Annotated in this window: 16 protein-coding genes; 12 read left to right on the top strand and 4 right to left on the bottom strand. The window is 60.3% G+C overall.

Annotated features, from left to right (window positions below):
- Positions 1-140: 140 nt before the first annotated feature.
- The gene (locus tag N3C12_13285; GenBank protein ID MCX8073406.1) at positions 141-2,156 is read right to left on the bottom strand and encodes a hypothetical protein; all 2,016 of its coding nucleotides are present in this window, start codon (positions 2,154-2,156) and stop codon (positions 141-143) included.
- Positions 2,157-2,235: 79 nt separating this feature from the next.
- Here N3C12_13285 and N3C12_13280 point away from each other — a divergent pair, with 79 nt between their 5' ends.
- The 9 genes from N3C12_13280 (at position 2,236) to N3C12_13240 (ending at position 11,568) form a co-directional block, all read left to right on the top strand.
- The gene (locus tag N3C12_13280; GenBank protein MCX8073405.1) at positions 2,236-3,252 is read left to right on the top strand and encodes a glycosyltransferase family 2 protein; all 1,017 of its coding nucleotides are present in this window, start codon (positions 2,236-2,238) and stop codon (positions 3,250-3,252) included.
- Positions 3,249-4,400, top strand: a complete 1,152-nt coding sequence (locus N3C12_13275; GenBank protein MCX8073404.1) for a glycosyltransferase — start codon at positions 3,249-3,251, stop codon at positions 4,398-4,400. Before N3C12_13280 ends, N3C12_13275 begins: the two co-directional genes overlap by 4 nt.
- Positions 4,397-5,338, top strand: a complete 942-nt coding sequence (locus tag N3C12_13270) for a glycosyltransferase family 2 protein (GenBank protein MCX8073403.1) — start codon at positions 4,397-4,399, stop codon at positions 5,336-5,338. The genes N3C12_13275 and N3C12_13270 overlap by 4 nt, the downstream gene beginning before the upstream one ends.
- The gene (locus N3C12_13265; protein ID MCX8073402.1) at positions 5,323-6,411 is read left to right on the top strand and encodes a glycosyltransferase family 4 protein; all 1,089 of its coding nucleotides are present in this window, start codon (positions 5,323-5,325) and stop codon (positions 6,409-6,411) included. The genes N3C12_13270 and N3C12_13265 overlap by 16 nt, the downstream gene beginning before the upstream one ends.
- Complete coding sequence (locus N3C12_13260) at positions 6,404-7,357, top strand: glycosyltransferase family 2 protein (protein ID MCX8073401.1); 954 nt, start codon at positions 6,404-6,406, stop codon at positions 7,355-7,357. The genes N3C12_13265 and N3C12_13260 overlap by 8 nt, the downstream gene beginning before the upstream one ends.
- The gene (locus tag N3C12_13255; GenBank protein ID MCX8073400.1) at positions 7,354-8,169 is read left to right on the top strand and encodes a methyltransferase domain-containing protein; all 816 of its coding nucleotides are present in this window, start codon (positions 7,354-7,356) and stop codon (positions 8,167-8,169) included. Before N3C12_13260 ends, N3C12_13255 begins: the two co-directional genes overlap by 4 nt.
- A 9-nt stretch (positions 8,170-8,178) precedes the next feature.
- Positions 8,179-9,138, top strand: coding sequence for a glycosyltransferase family 2 protein (locus N3C12_13250; GenBank protein MCX8073399.1), 960 nt, complete (start codon positions 8,179-8,181; stop codon positions 9,136-9,138).
- Positions 9,131-10,054: a glycosyltransferase family 2 protein gene (locus tag N3C12_13245; GenBank protein MCX8073398.1), complete on the top strand. Its 924-nt coding sequence runs from the start codon at positions 9,131-9,133 to the stop codon at positions 10,052-10,054. The genes N3C12_13250 and N3C12_13245 overlap by 8 nt, the downstream gene beginning before the upstream one ends.
- 107 nt (positions 10,055-10,161) lie before the next feature.
- Positions 10,162-11,568 carry a flippase gene (locus N3C12_13240; GenBank protein ID MCX8073397.1) on the top strand — a complete coding sequence of 469 codons (1,407 nt, stop codon included), beginning with the start codon at positions 10,162-10,164 and terminating at the stop codon, positions 11,566-11,568.
- Here N3C12_13240 and N3C12_13235 read toward each other — a convergent pair.
- Positions 11,531-12,160: a tRNA (guanine(46)-N(7))-methyltransferase TrmB gene (locus N3C12_13235; GenBank protein MCX8073396.1), complete on the bottom strand. Its 630-nt coding sequence runs from the start codon at positions 12,158-12,160 to the stop codon at positions 11,531-11,533. The two genes, N3C12_13240 and N3C12_13235, sit on opposite strands and share 38 nt — an antisense overlap.
- Positions 12,147-12,899: an SDR family oxidoreductase gene (locus N3C12_13230; GenBank protein MCX8073395.1), complete on the bottom strand. Its 753-nt coding sequence runs from the start codon at positions 12,897-12,899 to the stop codon at positions 12,147-12,149. Before N3C12_13230 ends, N3C12_13235 begins: the two co-directional genes overlap by 14 nt.
- Positions 12,900-12,968: 69 nt before the next feature.
- Here N3C12_13230 and N3C12_13225 point away from each other — a divergent pair, with 69 nt between their 5' ends.
- Positions 12,969-14,063, top strand: a complete 1,095-nt coding sequence (locus tag N3C12_13225) for a Zn-dependent alcohol dehydrogenase (protein MCX8073394.1) — start codon at positions 12,969-12,971, stop codon at positions 14,061-14,063.
- A gap of 52 nt (positions 14,064-14,115) precedes the next feature.
- Here N3C12_13225 and N3C12_13220 read toward each other — a convergent pair whose 3' ends face one another.
- On the bottom strand, positions 14,116-15,108 hold the full coding sequence (locus N3C12_13220; protein MCX8073393.1) for an LLM class flavin-dependent oxidoreductase: 993 nt from the start codon (positions 15,106-15,108) through the stop codon (positions 14,116-14,118).
- A gap of 153 nt (positions 15,109-15,261) precedes the next feature.
- On the opposite strand from N3C12_13220, the gene N3C12_13215 reads away from it, so the two are divergent.
- Both N3C12_13215 and N3C12_13210 read left to right on the top strand, forming a co-directional pair.
- A complete protein-coding gene (locus N3C12_13215) occupies positions 15,262-16,335 on the top strand; it encodes a CoA ester lyase (GenBank protein MCX8073392.1) in 1,074 nt (357 codons plus the stop codon).
- Positions 16,332-17,216 carry a fumarylacetoacetate hydrolase family protein gene (locus tag N3C12_13210; GenBank protein ID MCX8073391.1) on the top strand — a complete coding sequence of 295 codons (885 nt, stop codon included), beginning with the start codon at positions 16,332-16,334 and terminating at the stop codon, positions 17,214-17,216. Before N3C12_13215 ends, N3C12_13210 begins: the two co-directional genes overlap by 4 nt.
- The last annotated feature ends 1 nt before the right edge of the window (position 17,217 follow it).

The following is a 17,217-nucleotide window of genomic DNA, read 5'->3' as shown; positions in this document are numbered from 1 at the left end:
CCGCTACTTTTGGGCGCCCAGGTTTTACCTGGGCGCCCTTTTTCTTTCTTGGATTCTTGCTTAGCCCCTCAGGATGGAACCGGTTTCCATCCGGCCAGAGCGGAAAGGTCGAAGATACTAGGGGCTGGATTTTGACCCCTTTAAGGGGACCAACGATAGACGCTGAGATCGACGTCTTGCCAAGCTCCGTCTTCCGGACGAGCCTGGTGGAAAGGGCTCGTGGTAGAAAAGGCATAGCGAAGCTGCGGCAGCCAGTGCCCGCTTTTGCCAGATGGTGAATGGACGGGCAGATGCGACGGCTGTACGAGGTAAATTGGTCTTCCAGCCGCAGCAAGCGTGCGTACGAGGTCGGAAAACAGCCAATTCTGCGGGTTGCCGACATAGTAAACCGGGCTTTGCGTTGTGGCCCAAAGGAGAGGAGCAAAGCTCAATGGTGCGAGCCTACCACTCATGATGAGGATGGAGTGCGGCATCAGCGACCCTTCCAACATTTTAAAGTGGAGGCGACCGCCAGCGAAATAATGCTGCCTGAGCAACAAACTCAGCGCTCCGTATTGCGTCCATAGAGCGGTCACCATAATCGCGCCTGTGAGCAGCAACTGGCGGCTGCGTTGCATTCGGGAGGTGCAGGAAACGACCGCGGCGACTAGCGCGAGACAAAGCCCAGGCAGCAGGAGCGGAACCGCCCTCCGTACAACCCAGAAGCTGACTGGGGTCGCGTTCGGCGCGAGAAAAAAAATCACCGCAGCTTCAAGGGTGAGGATGACGAATAAAACCTGCGGCACCCGTAATGGAGCCCGCACTGCCGCCAGCAGTAAACTGAAGAGGCCGAACGGCGCCAGGAAGCCACCAGAAGCGGCTCGTAGCAAATCCCACTCAGTGCCGTGACGCACCCAGGCCTGCAAAAAGCCAGTGCTCACCAGCGCCAGGACGACCAGCCCGGCAAAAACCGTGCGAGCTTCGCAAAGCGGCATCGAAGTGTTGCGCCAGCGGTCGCTGCGCCTCGCGGCCAAGAGCATGGCCACGCATCCGGCCAAAATGCCCGCGATCGCAATTTGGTGGGTACGGAGAAGGTTGAGGAGGTTACCCCAGTAATGGGTTCTCCAGAGGTAAGCGTGCAGGAGTGCCTGAATGCTGAGTAGAAACGCGGGCAGCAGTAGGGCTCGCTTGTTGCTGACGCCCGGAACGAAGGCGGCGCAAAAGGCGAGAGCCACAATAACCAAGAAGGCGTTCTCCAACCGTAACAGGGCGGCACATCCCAGAGTTAGGCTGGCAAGCGCCGTGAGGCGTCCGCTTGCAGCACTGTACCCGGCCATCGCCACCCCAGCCCACAGAAAGAATGCAGCGGGCATTTCCGGCATGGGAAAGCGGGCATAAAAAAACAAAGCTGGTTGGGTCGCTGCTAACGCAGCGGCACCTAGGGAGAGGAGTGGCGGTGCTCCGAGCGAGCGAGCGGTGGCGAAAATCGCCGCAAAGGCAAGCACGCCAAAAACGACGAAGATCCATTCGACCTGGTCCATCTCCAACACCGAAGCTGCAAGAGCCACCCAAGGAACGATGCCATGGTGAAATGCAGGCAGCAGCGCATCGCCATCAAGCGAGCGCAAAACGTAGCCACCCTCCAAACGAAGATAAGGAGGGGAGCCGCGATCGGCGGCGACGCTCGGAAAGAGAGCTCGCCTTAAATCGATATCGATCAAGCCGATCGTTGGGTCACTGAACGCGAAACCGCCCGCGCGTGCGGCGTGGATTCCCGCCGCGATATACCCTGTGGCGTCTCCGGCGGAAAAGCGAGCCTCTAATGGAGGAAAGAGCCAGCAACACAAGATTGCTGCAAGCCCGATCAGCTGCGCATCCTCGCGGCAATACCGCGGGCGGCTGTGGCCTCGCGATAACCAAAAGCCGAGCACCGAGAGCATGCTGAGGGTCGTGGCGAGGGTGATGGGAGACCAGGCGCCAGCTTCAAGCAGGAAAAAGCCGACCCAAGTTGTTGCTACGACACTGGCGGTGACTTCGAAGAACAGTGGCGACGCGGCAGTGCGGGAAAGCGGAACGTGGCCGTAGAGCCAGGCCGACCAAGCGCGGCCTGGGATGTAGAGACACAAGGCGCCCCACAAGCCTGCGCGAACCGCCGCTAGGACGCTCTCGATCAACATGGGCCTACAGTCGTTTCGATCTTGGGGTGGAAGGTTTGACTCGTGTTGCGGCTAGTGACAACTTGTTTGAACTGACACCATGAAACCGCGCAAGCTGATTATTCAGATTCCTTGCCTCGACGAAGAACAACACCTCGCCGCCACACTGCGTTCCTTGCCCCGTTCTATACCCGGAGTCGACGAGGTGGAAGTTCTGGTCATCGACGACGGCTCGCGCGACCGCACGGCAGAGGTCGCCCGTCAAGAGGGTGCAGACTACATTTTGCGCTTCCCCAATAACCGCGGCTTGGCACGTGCGTTCCGCGCCGGCTTGGATGCCTGTTTACGCCTCGGGGCTGATATCATCGTTAACACCGATGGCGACCACCAGTACGACGGCGCTGACATTCCTGCCCTGATTCGCCCGATTCTGGAAGGGCAAGCGGACATGGTAGTTGGTGATCGCGACCCGGCGTCGGTGCGCCACTTCTCGCGGAGCAAGCGACTTTTGCAACGGTACGGAAGTTGGGTGGTGCGCACCCTCTCAGGAACCGCGATCCCTGACACAACCAGTGGGTTCCGAGCCTTTAGTCGGGAAGCTGCCCTCCGACTCAATGTGATCTCGGACTTCACGTACACGATCGAAACCATCATCCAGGCAGGGAAGAAACGCCTGCCGGTAACACACGTGCCGGTGCGGAGTTACCCAACACGGGAATCCAAGCTCTTCAACTCTCTCTGGCAGTACGTGAAGAGGTCCGCGGCCACAATTGTGCGGATTTATGCGCTCTACGAGCCGTTGAAGGTGTTTGCGTATCTGGGCGGGCTCCTCATCTTCGCTGGGATGATCCCAGGGATCCGGTTTTTGTACTTCTACTGGACCGGCTCGGGCGGTGGCCACATCCAGTCCCTGTTGTTGACGGTACTGTTGATCATCATCGGCTTCCAGACTCTTTTAATTGGCCTAGTGGCAGACTTAATCGCTGGAAATCGGAATCTCATCGAGGACGTGTTGTTCCGCTTGCGTTGCCTAGAGTTGCGCGAGCAGTTGCCACCTGTCGAGAAGGTCGGATTGCCCCATGTGGACACGGCCCGCCGACAAGGGGGGCGGACTTGAGTCAGAGTGGCTCTTGCCGGGCAACGAAGCCGAATCTGTGCTTCTACGGAACCTACCCTTCTTCATACACCGTCAGCCGGATTCTAGAAAAAGCGGCTGTCGATGCTGGTTTCCGTATCGTACGCTGCCACCAGCCGTTTTTAGAGTCGCCGCTCACCTCGCCCGCTTTCACCCGCCCGCGCCATCTACTGTGGTTCGCCGCTCGCTACGTCGCCAGCGCCGCGCGCCTATGGGGGCAGCTCGCGCGGTGTCCGGCCGAGATTCTCGTGGCGGGATTCCGTGGCCAACTCGACGTCTTGTTGGCCTCGCTGTTGAGGCAGACTCGCCAGCGTAAGCTCGTGTTTGCGCCGCTGGTCACCGTATCGGAAACCGTTCTCGATCGGGGGTTGTCCGCGAGCTCACCGTCAGCGGTACGACTGGCGGGCTGGCTCGACCGCCGAAGCTTGAACTTGGCCGATCGCGTCATCATCGACACGCACACCCATTCCGACTATCTCCGGCGCACCTTTGGCGTCAGCGATCAGAAAGTGCGAGTGTTCCACCTCGGTTATGATACGGAAACTTTTCGACCCAGCCCGCCGCGGAAAAGTGACGCGACCCTCCGGGTCTTGTTCTACGGGTCGTTGTTGCCGCTACACGGAGTTGGCGTGATGATTTCTGCGGCAAGGTTGTTAGCCCGGGAGACAGGCATCCGCTTCACATTTTGCGGTCGCGGCTGGTTGGACGCGGAGGTCGCCCGGCAGCTTGCCGAGCTGCCCTCAGGAAATGTGACCCGGAGAGGTTGGATCGATTACGCGCAGATACCGAAGCTGATTGCGGACCATGACGTGTGTCTGGGAATTTTTGCCGCTAACGAGAAGGCGGCGATGGTGATTCCGAACAAAGTGTATCAGTGCAGCGCGGTTGGCCGGACGGTAGTGACAGCGGATACACCGGCCGTACGGGAAGTCTTCGAACACAACGAGACAATCATACTCGTGCCGCCCGATAACCCGGAGGCATTAGCAAACGCTCTCCTAGACCTTCGTCGTGACCGCGAGAAGCTCACTGGCATAGCAACCAATGCCGCACGCTGGATGCAGGAGCAGTTTGCCGCTCCAAAACAAGCGGAGCGCTTCGCTTCGACATTTGTTGCCTCTCTTGAATGAGCGCAAAGCAATCGATCGCCGTTTGCTTGGTGACTTGGAACGGTGGGCCAATTGCCGCGGGGAGCCTCCAGTCTGCGCTCCGACAAGAGCAAGTCGACCCCTTCGTCATCGTTGTCGACAACAATTCCGGCGCCGGAGACCGACAAGCGCTGCTGACCTGCGCTGGGTCAGATCCCAGGGTGGAGTTTGTGTGGAACGAAACGAATCGCGGCTTTGCCGCCGCAGCGAATCAAGGGATTGAGCGGGCCCTTGCTCGTGGCTGTCGGTGGGTGCTGTTGCTCACCCAGGATACCATCCTCAAACCCAACACGTGCCGCACTCTGTTGGAGGTGGCCGAGGAAATTCCTAATGTGGGAATCGTCGGACCGGTCGTGATCGACCGCAGCTCGCGGCGCGTACTCTCTGTCGGGGAGCGCGTGAGAGCGTCACTCTTGGCGCTGCCGCGTGCTCTCATTCGGTATCGCGCGACGCGCGAGCCTTACCGGCTCGTGGAAGGAGTCGTCGGTTGTTGCTTGCTGCTCGCGGTTAGCTGTTGGGAACGCCTGGGCGGTTTCCGCGAGGATCTCTTCGCCTACTATGAAGAAGTTGACCTGTGCTTAAGAGCGCGACAGCACGGCTACCAGATCGCCGTGGTCCCGCGCGCGGAGGTAGAGCACGAGGGCTGGCGCGGTTTTGGGCGGGGCCTGACCCCGACGAGCGCCGCACTGAAGTCGCGCAACCTTCTCCTGCTGGTGCGCGCTCATGTGCCATGGTGGCAATGGGTCATCGCGATTCCCTTGGTATCCTGTCTGCTTGTGAGCAGCACGATCCTCTACGCCGCGCGCGGGCAGTGGCGAGTAGTCGCTGCAATGCTGCGGGGAGTCCGGCTCGGAGTGGCCGGGCGAGCTGGAGCTCTGCACAATCCACCCTTGGATGGCCATCCATGCGTATTGCCATAGGAGCGATCTTAAGCGTGCAAGGTGGGCCGGCGCGCTACGCAAGCGAGCTGATTCACGCTTTGGCGCGAACTCCTGGCGAGCATGAACTTACCATCGTGTGCGACCGCGCCGCAGGACTGCAAAGTGCGAATGGCGCGATCAAGGACGTGATCGAAATTCCGCTCCGCCACCCCTGGGAGCAAGGGTTCTGGGAGGAGCGGGCTGCTGCGGCGTTGCGAAGCAAGCGCATCGACCTGTACCACGGAACGAAAGGAACCTTGCCTCTGCACTTACGACTGCCCAAGGTGGTCACGGTGCACGACTTGGCTGTGTTTCACCAACCGAAGTCGTTTGCGTGGCTGCAGCGAGTGCACCAACGGGTGCTCGTTCCGCTCTCGGTTCGCATGGCCCGGCGCATTATTACTGACAGCGCGCATGCTCGAGATGACCTTTGTACCACCCTGGGCGTTCCTTCGGACAGAGTAACCATAGTCCCGCTCGCTGCTCGGGAGGTGTTCGAGCCCGGACCGCACGCCGCCGATGCCGCGATCTTACAACGGCACGGTGTGAAGCCGCCGTACATCCTTTACGCCGGCACCTTACAACCGCGGAAGAACGTGGAACTGCTCGTGCAAGCCTACCAGCACTTAGGGGTTCCTGGCTTGTATCTCGTGTTGGCGGGCCGCTGCCGCCCCGGTTACTCGCCCTGGTTTCTCGCCCGCCCCCCGCACGGGCTCATGTATGTTGGCGAGGTGGAGGACCAGAGCCTCGCGGCCCTCTACCGAAACGCGCTCGCATTTTGCAGCCCGTCTGGGTACGAGGGCTTCGGTTTGTCGTTCTTAGAAGCAATGGCTTGCGGCTGCCCCGTAGTGGCTCCAGAGCATACGTCGATTCCAGAGGTTCTTGGTACGGCTGCGTTTTATTTGTCTCGGCTCGACGTGCCCAGCCTAGTAGACGCGCTCTCGCGGCTGTGTCGCGATCCGGAACTGCGGCTCGAGTTGCGTCAGCGAGGCCTGGAGCGCGCGCGGCGCTTCTCTTGGTCCCTCACCGCAGAGCAGACGTTGAACGTGTATCGCGAGGCGCTGCATGGATAGTCAGGATCGCTCGGCGCCGAAGGTCGCCATCGTCGTACTGAATTGGAACGGTTACGAGAACACCATCGCGTGCTTGGAGAGCTTGCAACGACTCAACTACCCGAGCTTCGAGGTCATCGTCGTTGATAACGGATCGCGTGTGGATCCCACGAGCGCAATCCGGGAGCAATTTCCGGCCGTGAAGTGCATCCGCCTGGCACGAAACCTGGGCTACACGGGGGGAAACAACGCGGGCATTCGCTGCGCGCTGGATGCCGGGGCGGACTACGTTTTTGTTTTGAATAACGACACCGTCGTAGAACCCGACGTTCTCCACTGGGCGGTGCGTGCGGCGGAAAGGGATCCACGGATCGCAGCAGTTGGAGTGAAGATTTTGGCGTGGGACGATCCTACACGGATTTGGGTGGCCTATGGTTACGTCACATACCGCCAAGGGCTTGTACGGCTCATCGGATATTATTGGCCGGACGACTTTCGCTTCACGGAAGAGCGCGACGTCGACTGGGTTCCAGGCACGGCCATGCTGTTGCGCCGAGAAGCCCTTCTTGATGTGGGTTTGTTCGACGATGCCTACTTTGCGTACCACGAAGACGTGGATTGGTGCACAACCGCGCGCCGCAAAGGCTACCGGGTTGTCTTTGCCCCGCAGGGGCGAATTTTGCACAAAGGGCATGGAAGCTCCGGCGGTCGGCGCTTTGTGAGCGTTCGCCAATACCTGGCAGGACGTAACATGGTCTTGTTCGTGCAAAAGCACGGGAATGTTTTTCAGCGCGCAAAATTTGCGTGCTTTCAGTTGGGCACGCTTCCGTTGCAGTATTTGCGGCGCGCCCTGACGGGTGAACAAGAGGGAGTACGCCTCAAGGTGCGGGGCATGCTGGATGCGTTGCGTGATCGGCCAATCCCCTTTGTGGAACTGGGATTAAGGGAGGAGGGGGACGAATCGTGAGCTTCAAGTACTATACCGTCAACACGGGCATTGAGGCGAGCCAGATCTTTTGGAGTTTCGATACGGTCGCCGATCACGTGGAGCTCTGCGATTTCGAAACCACCCTGCCGGTCTTTTTGCGGGAGTTGCCGCGCGATGGTTGGATCCTGGATGCCGGCTGTGGCTTGGCGCGTTGGGTGATTTATTTGCGGCAGCGGGGCTTTAAGGTTCTTGGTACTGATCTCGCTCGTCCCGCCCTGGCCGCTGCTGCGAAGAACGGAGCCCGCGGGTGGGTGTTTGCATCGGACACGCTGCATTTGCCGCTGCGGGATTGCAGTCTTGGCGGCATCATTTCGTTGGGGGTGATCGAGCACGACGAGGCGGGCCCGCTTACCGCGCTGCGCGAGTTGTATCGCGTGCTCAAGCCAGGGGGAGTGGCCTTGGTATCGGTACCGTACAACAATCCCTGGCGGCGCTGCGTGATTAATCACTTGCGGCGTTTGCGCGACTGGCAGAAGCGTCGCCGTGGCCTCAAACTGGAGTTTGCTGAGTACCGTTTCACGGGTGCCGAGTTGCGCAAGTTTTTGTTGGAGGCCGGTTTTCGCGTCGAGGGCTTGTATGCAGACGACTTCCACTTGCCGCTCGGCAAAGGACTTTGGGTGGATTCGTCTTCCTTCTTTGGGTACCGCGCTGGAATGTTCGACATGAAGCCTGGGCACAAACGGTGGGAATTGAATCGGCGTGGTCGGTTATTGCAACGCATCGCGTTCGCGCTTTCGCCCTGGTTGGTGGCGGGAGGAGTTTTGGCTGTGGCCCGGCGGCCCCAACACTAGGTTTTGGGCATGCGTGTTGCCGCGGTGATCGTGAACTGGAACCACGCAGCGCTCACGCGTCTCTGCGTCGAAAGCCTCGAACGCGGGACGCGCGTTCCGGACGATATTGTCATCGTGGACAACGGATCTACCCAGGATCCTCGCCCAACGTTGGCAAACGTTGGCTGTGAGCTGCATTGGCTACTTTTGCCGGAAAACCGGGGTTTTGCGGCTGGGGCCAATGCCGGAATGGAGCACGCACTTCGGTTGGGAGCCGATGGTGTGTTCCTCGTGAACAACGACGCAGTTGTGGAAGCTGATTGCTTGCTCCAACTCACCACGGTGTTGGCCATGGACGAAACACTGGCGGCGGTCGGTGCGAAGACGCTGACTCAAGAGACCCCACCGCGGATCCACACCGCCTATGGCGTGCTGACTTATCATGGCCCACTGGTTCAGCAGCGTGGTTGGATGGAGCCAGACGTGTCGAAATTTAACGAGTTCGCCGTTGTCGATTACGTGAGCGGCTGCGCAATGTTGATCCGCGCCGAGGTGCTGCGCCAGGTGGGGCTCTTCGATGACAGGTTTTTCGCGTACCATGAGGACTTGGAGTGGTGCGTGCGCGCACGTCGGGCTGGGTATCGCGTAGCCTACGTACCGCAGGCAGTCGTCCGGCACCGAATGCACGCGTCGACCGACGGAGGCGGGTACCTAAGCCCAATTACTTATCTCTCCGCTCGCAACGCGATCTTGTTCGTGCGCAAACACGCAAGTCGAAGCCTGCAAGCAAAATACGCCGTGCACTTGGTGGTCAACCTGATGAAGGACGGGGCGCTGCGTTGGCGGCGTAAGGAGCTGGCTGGCTTCCGCCTGCGACTGCGCGGCGTGTGGGATGGGTTGCTGGAGCGATCCGTTCCGGTCGAGGAACTCGGGTTGGCTAGCCGCGCCGCGTGGCACTCGGTTGGCTCCGAGGCAAAGGACCATGGCTGACCCTCACGTTGCGCTGGTCATTTTGAATTGGAACGGCAAAGAGGACGTGTTGCGTTGCCTCTCCTCGTTGCCGCGAATTCGCTACCCCAACTGGAGCGCCACAGTGGTGGACAACGCTTCCATCGATGGCAGCGTCGAAGCCATCCAGCGACGGTTCCCGGCGCAAAGAGTGTTGGTTATGGAGAAGAACCTCGGCTTTTGCGGAGGCAATAATCGCGGGATCGCCGACGCTTTGAACCGAGGTGCTGACTACGTGCTCTTGCTGAACAATGATACAGAACTGCACCCCGACTTGCTTACGGAGCTGGTCGAGGTGGCAAAGAGCGATGAGCGGATTGGCGTGGTCGGCGCTAAGAACATCTTGCTCGAAGACCATCGCCTCGTGTGGGGAGCATACGGGGAGCTTCGCTACCACCGAGATCTTGTACACTTAGTCGGCTCGCGGGTGCCCGATGCCCCGGAGCTCTCCGTGGTGAAAGACGTAGACTGGGTCATCGGCAATGGGATGATGATGACTCGGAAGGCCATCGAGGCCGTTGGCGGCTTCGACGAGAATTTCTTCGGCTATCATGAAGACGTCGACTGGTGCGCCCGCGCGCGAAAGGCGGGGTTCCGGGTCGTCTACAACGGCCGGGCTGTGATTTACCACCGGGGCTTTGGTGCCGCCCATCCGGACCGCCCGCGCCCGTTCCCCGTTTTGTATTTTCTCGGACGCAACAGCATTCTGTTTGCGCGCAAGCACGCGAGCCCAGCACAGTTGTGTAAGTTCGTGACCCTCTTTTTTCTCGGCGTGAGCTGGTGGATGGTGGCCGGACTGTTCCGTGGCGACCGGATCAAGTCCTATTTGTGGCTCGTTCGCGGCTTTGTTGACGGATTGACCGGCCGCTTGCCGCTGCGGGAGCTGGGATTGCAGTGATCTGGTGATGCCCCGGGCTTGCAATCGGTTGCTGAGGGTGTGCCACGTGTGCCGCGAGTCTCGTGGTTAGAAGCCGCGAGACGGATGCGGGGCACCGAGAGAAGAACATGAGCCGGCAACTTTTGCGCAACTCCTTCAGCGGCCTGAGCGGAATGACGCTCCAGAAGATTGCGCACTTGGCGACGATGATCGTTCTGGCGCGCATGCTGGGCGCGGAGCAGTTTGGCATTTACGCATTTGTGGGCGCGGTTATGTTCTTTCTCGGATTTCTGTCCGACCTCGGCATGGAGCGTGTGCTCACCCGAGAGCTTGCTGCACGACCGCACGACGCGCCTGTCTTGCTGGGGACAGCTCTTTGGCTGCGCCTTGGCCTCGGGTTGGTTGCCGCCAGTGTCTCGTTCGTTTTGGGGTGGGCCTTCCGCTGGGACCGCACGACATTTGTCTGCCTCAGCCTCGCGGCAGCAGCGTTGCCGTTCGGCTTTGATTTGTTAGCGCGCGCTTACTTTCAGAGTCGCCTCCAGGTTCGGACCTACTACGCCATCAGCGTGCTCGGCAGCGTGAGCTTTCTCATCCTGGTCCTCTGCTGCTGGCGCTGGAAGCCCTCGGTGACTGCTGTGTTTATCGTTGGTCTCGCCAACGCATTGCTGTTTGCACTGATCTTTCTCCTGGCAGTCCGCTCGTATGTTCGCATCTCGCCGGTACTTGTGGTCGAGCACGCGCGACTCCTCTTGCGGGAAGCAAGTCAGGTCGGGCTCTTGGCCTTGCTGTTCATGACGGCGCTCCGCATCGACCAAATCTTTCTTTTTCACCTGCGCGGAGCCCAGGACGTCGGAGAATATGCGGCCGCTGTCCGCCTGACGGAAGCGCTTGGCATGTTCTCGGAGGCCATGATGCTCTCGCTGTTTCCGCTGCTGGCTGCAAGCCACCGCTCGAACCCACGGGTGTTCCGTCACCGTTATTTAACTGGATTCCGTTATCTCGCCGCGGCGGGGGTCTCCTTGGCTCTGGCCATTAGCTTGATTGCGCCGGAGGCGTTACGGCTGATTTTTGGCGAAACATACGAGGCGGCTTGGCCAGCCGCCGTGCTGCTGAGTTGGAACATGGTCCTGGCCTTCCTTGGGAGCGTGTATGTGAACGTGTTTCTGATCCACGGCTGGTATCGGTTGTTGTTGGTGGTGAGTGCTGTGTCCGTCGCGGTCAATATTGTTCTCAACCTGCTCTGGATTCCGCCGTACGGAGGAGTCGGCGCAGCAGCCGCAACGTTCATCAGCAGCCTAGTGGGTTTCGCCCTGTGGTTTGCGTTCTCGGCTACGCGCAATATCGTCGTTGACTGCCTGCGCTCGAGTGCTCCCGCGGTGGCGGCAGGTGCTTTGGCGGGCGCCGTCGGTGTGTTCCTGCTCGGCTGGGGAGGCCCAGCCGTCGCGCTGTCTTCGCTCGGCCTGTATGGAGCTATGCTCTTTTGGCTCGGCGGAATCGTTAAGGATGACTTTCGCTGGGTCTATTCCCGATCCTAACCACCTCCTGGCTAGTGGCGGCTTGCTCGGACAACTGCGGCAGAAGTGCAAAAACGCCCTCCCAAATCTGCGCGCCGCGTCGCAGGCCCTTTTGTTCGAACGCCGTACGCACCGGGCGGGCTGGCGGGCGGAGGTAGGTTAAGACCAGTCCGCCGTGCTGCTCCAAGCAATTGCGTGCCAAGGTCCAGACGAAAAGGACGTCGGTCGCAAGGTAGACCTGCCCCCCGGGTGATAAACTGCGAGCCAGCGCTCGAGCGAAGTCCGGGGTGAACAAGCGCCGCTTGTGGTGCCGGCGTTTCCACCACGGATCGGGAAAATAAATGTGGTAAGCCTGGACACTCCCAGGAGGTACGCAGTGCTGGATCACGCACTGCGCGGCGGCATGAACCACACGGGCATTCCGCAAGCCGCGCTCTTCCAGCAAGCGAGTTAGCCTCTCCGCTCGGCTGCGTGAACTTTCGATGGCGAGAAAGTTGACCTCTGGATGCTGCTCCGCGACGTGGCAGAGAAAGGATCCCGTCCCAGGACCAATCTCGATTTCCACCGCTGCCCGACGGCCGAAAATTTCTTCCCAGAATTCAATACCCGTCATCGTTGCCTAACAAACGGCCACCGTCCACGGGGAGGATCACTCCGGTGATATAGTCGTTGCGGCAAAGAAAGAGGGCGGCATCTGCAATGTGATCCGGGCTTCCCGCGCGTTTAAGAAGCGTGCGCTCGATCTCTCGCCGTTCTTGCTCCGCACTGAGGCCAGGAGGGAACAAAATCGGCCCCGGAGCAATTCCGTTCACCCGTACTTGCGGCGCGAGCTCCTTAGCGAGTGTACGTACGAGAGCGACGACTCCAGCCTTCGCCACGTTGTAAGCCAAGTACGCCCGCCACGGGCGTAATGCGGCAACGTCTGCCAAGGCCACGATGCTGCCGCCACCGCGCTCCCGCATCCACACGCCAAAGAATTTTGCGACCCACAGGGTCGCGAACAAGTTGTCCCGCAACATCCGCTCGCAGGCTTCTTTGGAGAGGCTCTCCACCGGGGTGCGTTCGAAGGCTCCGGCGTTGGCAACGAGGGCGTCCACCCGGTGGAACCGCGACACGGTTCTGTCGAGGAGCCCTGCGGCACCAGCCGCCGTAGCGAGGTCTGCCTGGTAGAGTTCCACCTGAGCACCCGCAGCGCGCGCAGAGGCGGCCGTTGCCTCTACCGCCGGGCGGGGCGTGCGGTAGTGAATCACAACGTCATAACCGCCGCGTGCGAATCCGAGTACGATTGCACGCCCGATCCGCTCCGCGCCGGCGGTAATCACCGCTACCGGTTTTCGAGCTTCTTTTTGCATTCCGTTGCCTTAACGAAAGTCGTGCAGTACTAGCGGTGCATCTTCGACAGCCGGTGGAAGGAGTTCAAGATGAGAGCTGCAGTACTGCAGGCGTGGAATGAGCCGTTCCGAGTACAAGAGGTCCAACTCGATCAGCCCCACCAGGGAGAGGTTTTGGTGCGGGTGGTCGCCAGCGGCGTTTGCCACAGCGATTTGAGCATTCAAAGGGGGCTGCTTCCCATGATGCCACCCATCATTATCGGCCACGAAGGGGCGGGGGTCGTTGAGGAAGTCGGTCCGGGAGTGACGTCGGTGCAGAAAGGCGACCACGTTGTTCTCACCTGGCTTTACTCCTGCGGTTACTGTCGCGACTGCGGGCGCGGGCGGCCACATTTGTGTGAGAAAGCCGCCATGGCAACCATGTCTGGTGCCATGTACGACGGAACCACCCGCTTCCAACTCAATGGCCAGCCCCTGCGGCATTGGTGCGGCTCGTTTGCGGAATACACCGTGGTGCCGGAGCAAGCAGTGATTCCCATCCGCAAGGATGTGCCCTTAACAAGCGCCTGCCTAGTTGGCTGTGGCGTGATGACCGGCGTCGGAGCGGCAATGAACACCGCGCGGGTCGAGCCCGGGGATACCGTGGCCGTCGTCGGGTGCGGCGGCGTCGGCCTCAACGTGATTCAAGGTGCCCAGGTTTGCGGGGCAGAGCGCATCATTGCCGTCGACCTCGTGGAGAAAAAACTGGAACTCGCCAAGCAGTTCGGGGCAACAGATACGGTGAACCCGAATCAGGGAGACTGGACGGATCAGGTGCGCGCCCTTACCGGAGGCAAGGGCGCTGACTTTGTCTTCGAAGTCGTTGGTAACCCGAATTTGATCCAACAGGCATTTGCCGCCGTACGGCGTGGAGGCAAACTGGTCGTTGTCGGCGTGCCTGCCTTGGGACAGCAGGTGACCTTCCCGGCCATGAACTTCCCGCTCGAGGAAAAAGGCGTCATCGGTTCGTACTATGGCTCGCCGCGCTTTCGGTACGACATGCCACGGATTCTCGACCTTTACATGGCGAAACGAATCAAGCTCGACGAACTCGTCAGTCGTCAGCTCAAGCTCGACGACATCAACTTGGCAATGAGCTTGATCGACCAAGGCGAAGTTGCGCGGAGCGTGATTGTGTACTCCTGACGTGCGGGGCGCGACGTTTGAGGCTGGCCCGCAACAGAACCTTGGGGCAGACTCAGACCCGCGCTGGGGCAAGGCCCTCGAGCGTTGCGCGCACGACCTCTGGATCGAAACTTAGGACGCTGATTGCCGTGGTGTTCACCCCGGCAGCGACGTATTCGGCGATGCGCTGCCGACACTCCTCGATGGTGCCGAAAATCGCCAACGAGTCCACAAAACGATCGCTCATGCCCTGGCGGGTCAGGGAGCGGTCGCCCTTACGGAAGCCCTCGGCAATCAGCCGCGCTTCTTCCTCGAACCCGTACCAGGCGGCAAAGCGGTTGTAGACGGGTGTTGCAAAGTAGCCAGTCAGGGCGCTGCGAAAGAGTTCGCGAGCTGCTTGCTTGTCGTTCGTTACCATTACTTGATGACGGCAAACAATCTCGAGTCTCCCCGCATCACGCCCGCCGCGCTCCGCGCCCAGTTTCACGTGCTGTAGCATCCGTGGCAGTGCCTCGACGGGAAACAAATTGACCGCAACTCCATCGGCGATTTCTCCTGCCAGCTCCAACATCGGCGGGCGGAGTGCGCCAATGTAGATGGGCACCGGAGACGCTGGCGACATAAAAAGCCGGAGCCCATGGCTCTGCACCGTCTTCCCTGAGAATGCGCTTTTCTCACCCTGCAACAACGCACGCACGAGTTGAACCGTCTCCCGCACGCGAGAAACCGGCTTGTCGAACTTGAGCCCGTGCCACTGCTCGACAATGGCGTGGCTCGACGACCCGACGCCGAGAATGAATCGCCCTGGTGCGAGCTGACTCAAGGTTGCCGCCGCTTGGGCCAGGACTCCAGGGGTGCGCGTGTACACAGGCGTGACCGCAATCCCCACCCGCAGCCGCTTGGTGGCCTGGCAAACGGCGGCTGCCAGCGCGAAGGGATCAGGGCCGTTGGTGTCGGCAATCCACACGCTTTCGTAACCCAAGTCTTCCGCCCGTTCTGCCCATGCCACACAGGTCTGCACGTCAGGGGGAACAGGCAAACTGATGCCGAGGTTTCCTAAGTTCATGGCGGCGCTTTCTACTATGGCGCCGTGCTTCTCGCTACAGCAGGGAGCTGGCTAATGCATCGGCAAAGAAAACTTCACGGGTTGCCCGGGGTGTGCAGAACTGACTAGAACAGGAGCCAATTTCGCCAGAACACTCGACCGACGGGAGGCTCGATGAGGAATCCACGGGAGTTTTTTCGACCCTTAGCGATAGGTGCCCCGGAGCCACTCAAAGAGGTGCCCGTGAAACCGTCACGGGTCATTCACTTCTTTGACCCGAGTAACCCCAAAATGGCGGCCAAGCTCCCAGAACTTGCGCGGCAGACCGATATTCTGCTCGGCAACCTCGAAGACGCGATCCCGATCGATAAAAAAGAGGCTGCGCGTGAGGGGCTCATCCGCGTTGCGCGCGAGGTTGACCTCGGGGACACGCCATTGTGGACCAGGGTGAATAGCCTCGAGAGTCCCTGGTTCCTTGACGACGTCTTCCGCATCGTCACGGAAGTTGGCGACCGCATCGAAGTGATCATGGTACCGAAAGTGGAGGGCCCGTGGGACATTCATTACGTGGACCGGTTGTTGGCTCAGCTTGAAGCGCGCGCAAAGTTGCAGCGGCCCATTTTGATTCACGCAATCCTGGAGACGTCGCTTGGCATGATCAACGTTGAAGAGATCTGCGCCGCTAGCCCGCGGATGCAAGGTGTGAGTTTTGGTCCGGCCGATCTCGCTGCTTCGCGACGCATGAAAACCACGCGTGTCGGTGGCGGTCATCCCGCTTACCTCGTGCGGGCAGACCCCGATCCCAAAAATCCCGAAGCGCCCCGTCCCGTAGCTCAGCAGGACCCTTGGCACTACTCGATTGCGCGCATGGTGGACGCTTGCACGGCCACTGGTGCGCTGCCCTTTTACGGCCCCTTTGGCGATATCTCCGACCCGCTCGGCTGCGAAGATCAATTTCGCGCTGCCTTCTTGCTCGGCTGTGTGGGAGCATGGTCGCTGCACCCGAGCCAAATTGCGATTGCCAAAAAGGTGTTCAGCCCGCCCCCTGAGGAGGTTGCCTTTGCGCGGAAGGTGATGGCTGCGATGCCGGATGGACGCGGTGTTCAAATGATCGATGGCAAGATGCAAGATGACGCCACGTGGAAGCAATGCCGGGTCATGGTGAACCTGGCCAAAATGCTCGCTCGGAAGGACCCGGAACTCGCCGCGCTCTATGGCTTTACTCCAGAGGAGTTGAACGAGCCATGACGGTTCGATTCGTGAACAGAGCGGGGCGCGCTTGTTTGTGGCTCGAGGATGGATTTGTCGACCTCGAGCGTGGCTCGCAGGGACGCTTTCCGTCTGATCCAATGGCTGCTCTGGCCCGATGGTCCGAAGTGATCGAATGGGCCGCAGGGCTGAATGCGGGAGCCGTGGAGGGTCCTTTGCACGAAGAGCAACTTGGACCGCCGGTGCCGCGGCCATCGAAGGTGTTCGCAATCGGCCTGAACTACCGGGACCATGCCGCTGAGGCTGGACTGCCCATCCCCGACGTGCCCCTGGTGTTCACAAAGTTCCCCAACTGTCTGGTTGGTCCACGCCACGCCGTACAGCTCTCCTCGGAGTACGTGGACTGGGAAGTAGAGCTAGTTGTCGTCATTGGCCGGGGAGGACGCGGTATTAAGGCTTCCGAGGCGTTCTCGCACATCGCTGGCTACACAGTGGGCCAGGACATCTCGGATCGAAAGGCACAATTTGCTGGGAATCCGCCGCAGTTTTCTATGGGGAAATCTTACGACACGTTCGGTCCGATCGGCCCAGCCGTCGTGCCGCTGGCGTCCTTCTCTGATCCGAGTGATTTGCGGCTGACTTGTGAGGTGAACGGCGAAATGATGCAAGACAGCCGCACGCGCGAAATGATTTTCCCGGTGGCCGAGCTGGTCGAGTTTCTTTCCCGGCGTTGCACGCTCGAACCCGGGGACTTGATTTTTACCGGCACTCCAGCCGGTGTGGGGTCGACACGGAAACCTCGCCGCTACTTGCGTGCTGGCGATGTCATCCGCTCTTGGGTGGAAGGAGTCGGATATTTGGTCAATCCTTGTGTGCTGGAAGCGGGAGAGGAAGGTAGCGCGCCAGCTAATTGGACATAGC

The sequence above is a fragment of the Candidatus Binatia bacterium genome, assembly GCA_026415395.1.
Taxonomy (GTDB): domain Bacteria; phylum Desulfobacterota; class Binatia; order HRBIN30; family HRBIN30; genus HRBIN30.
The sequence above is the reverse complement of the archived record's forward strand: the minus strand, read 5'-3'. Positions and strand labels throughout refer to the sequence as shown.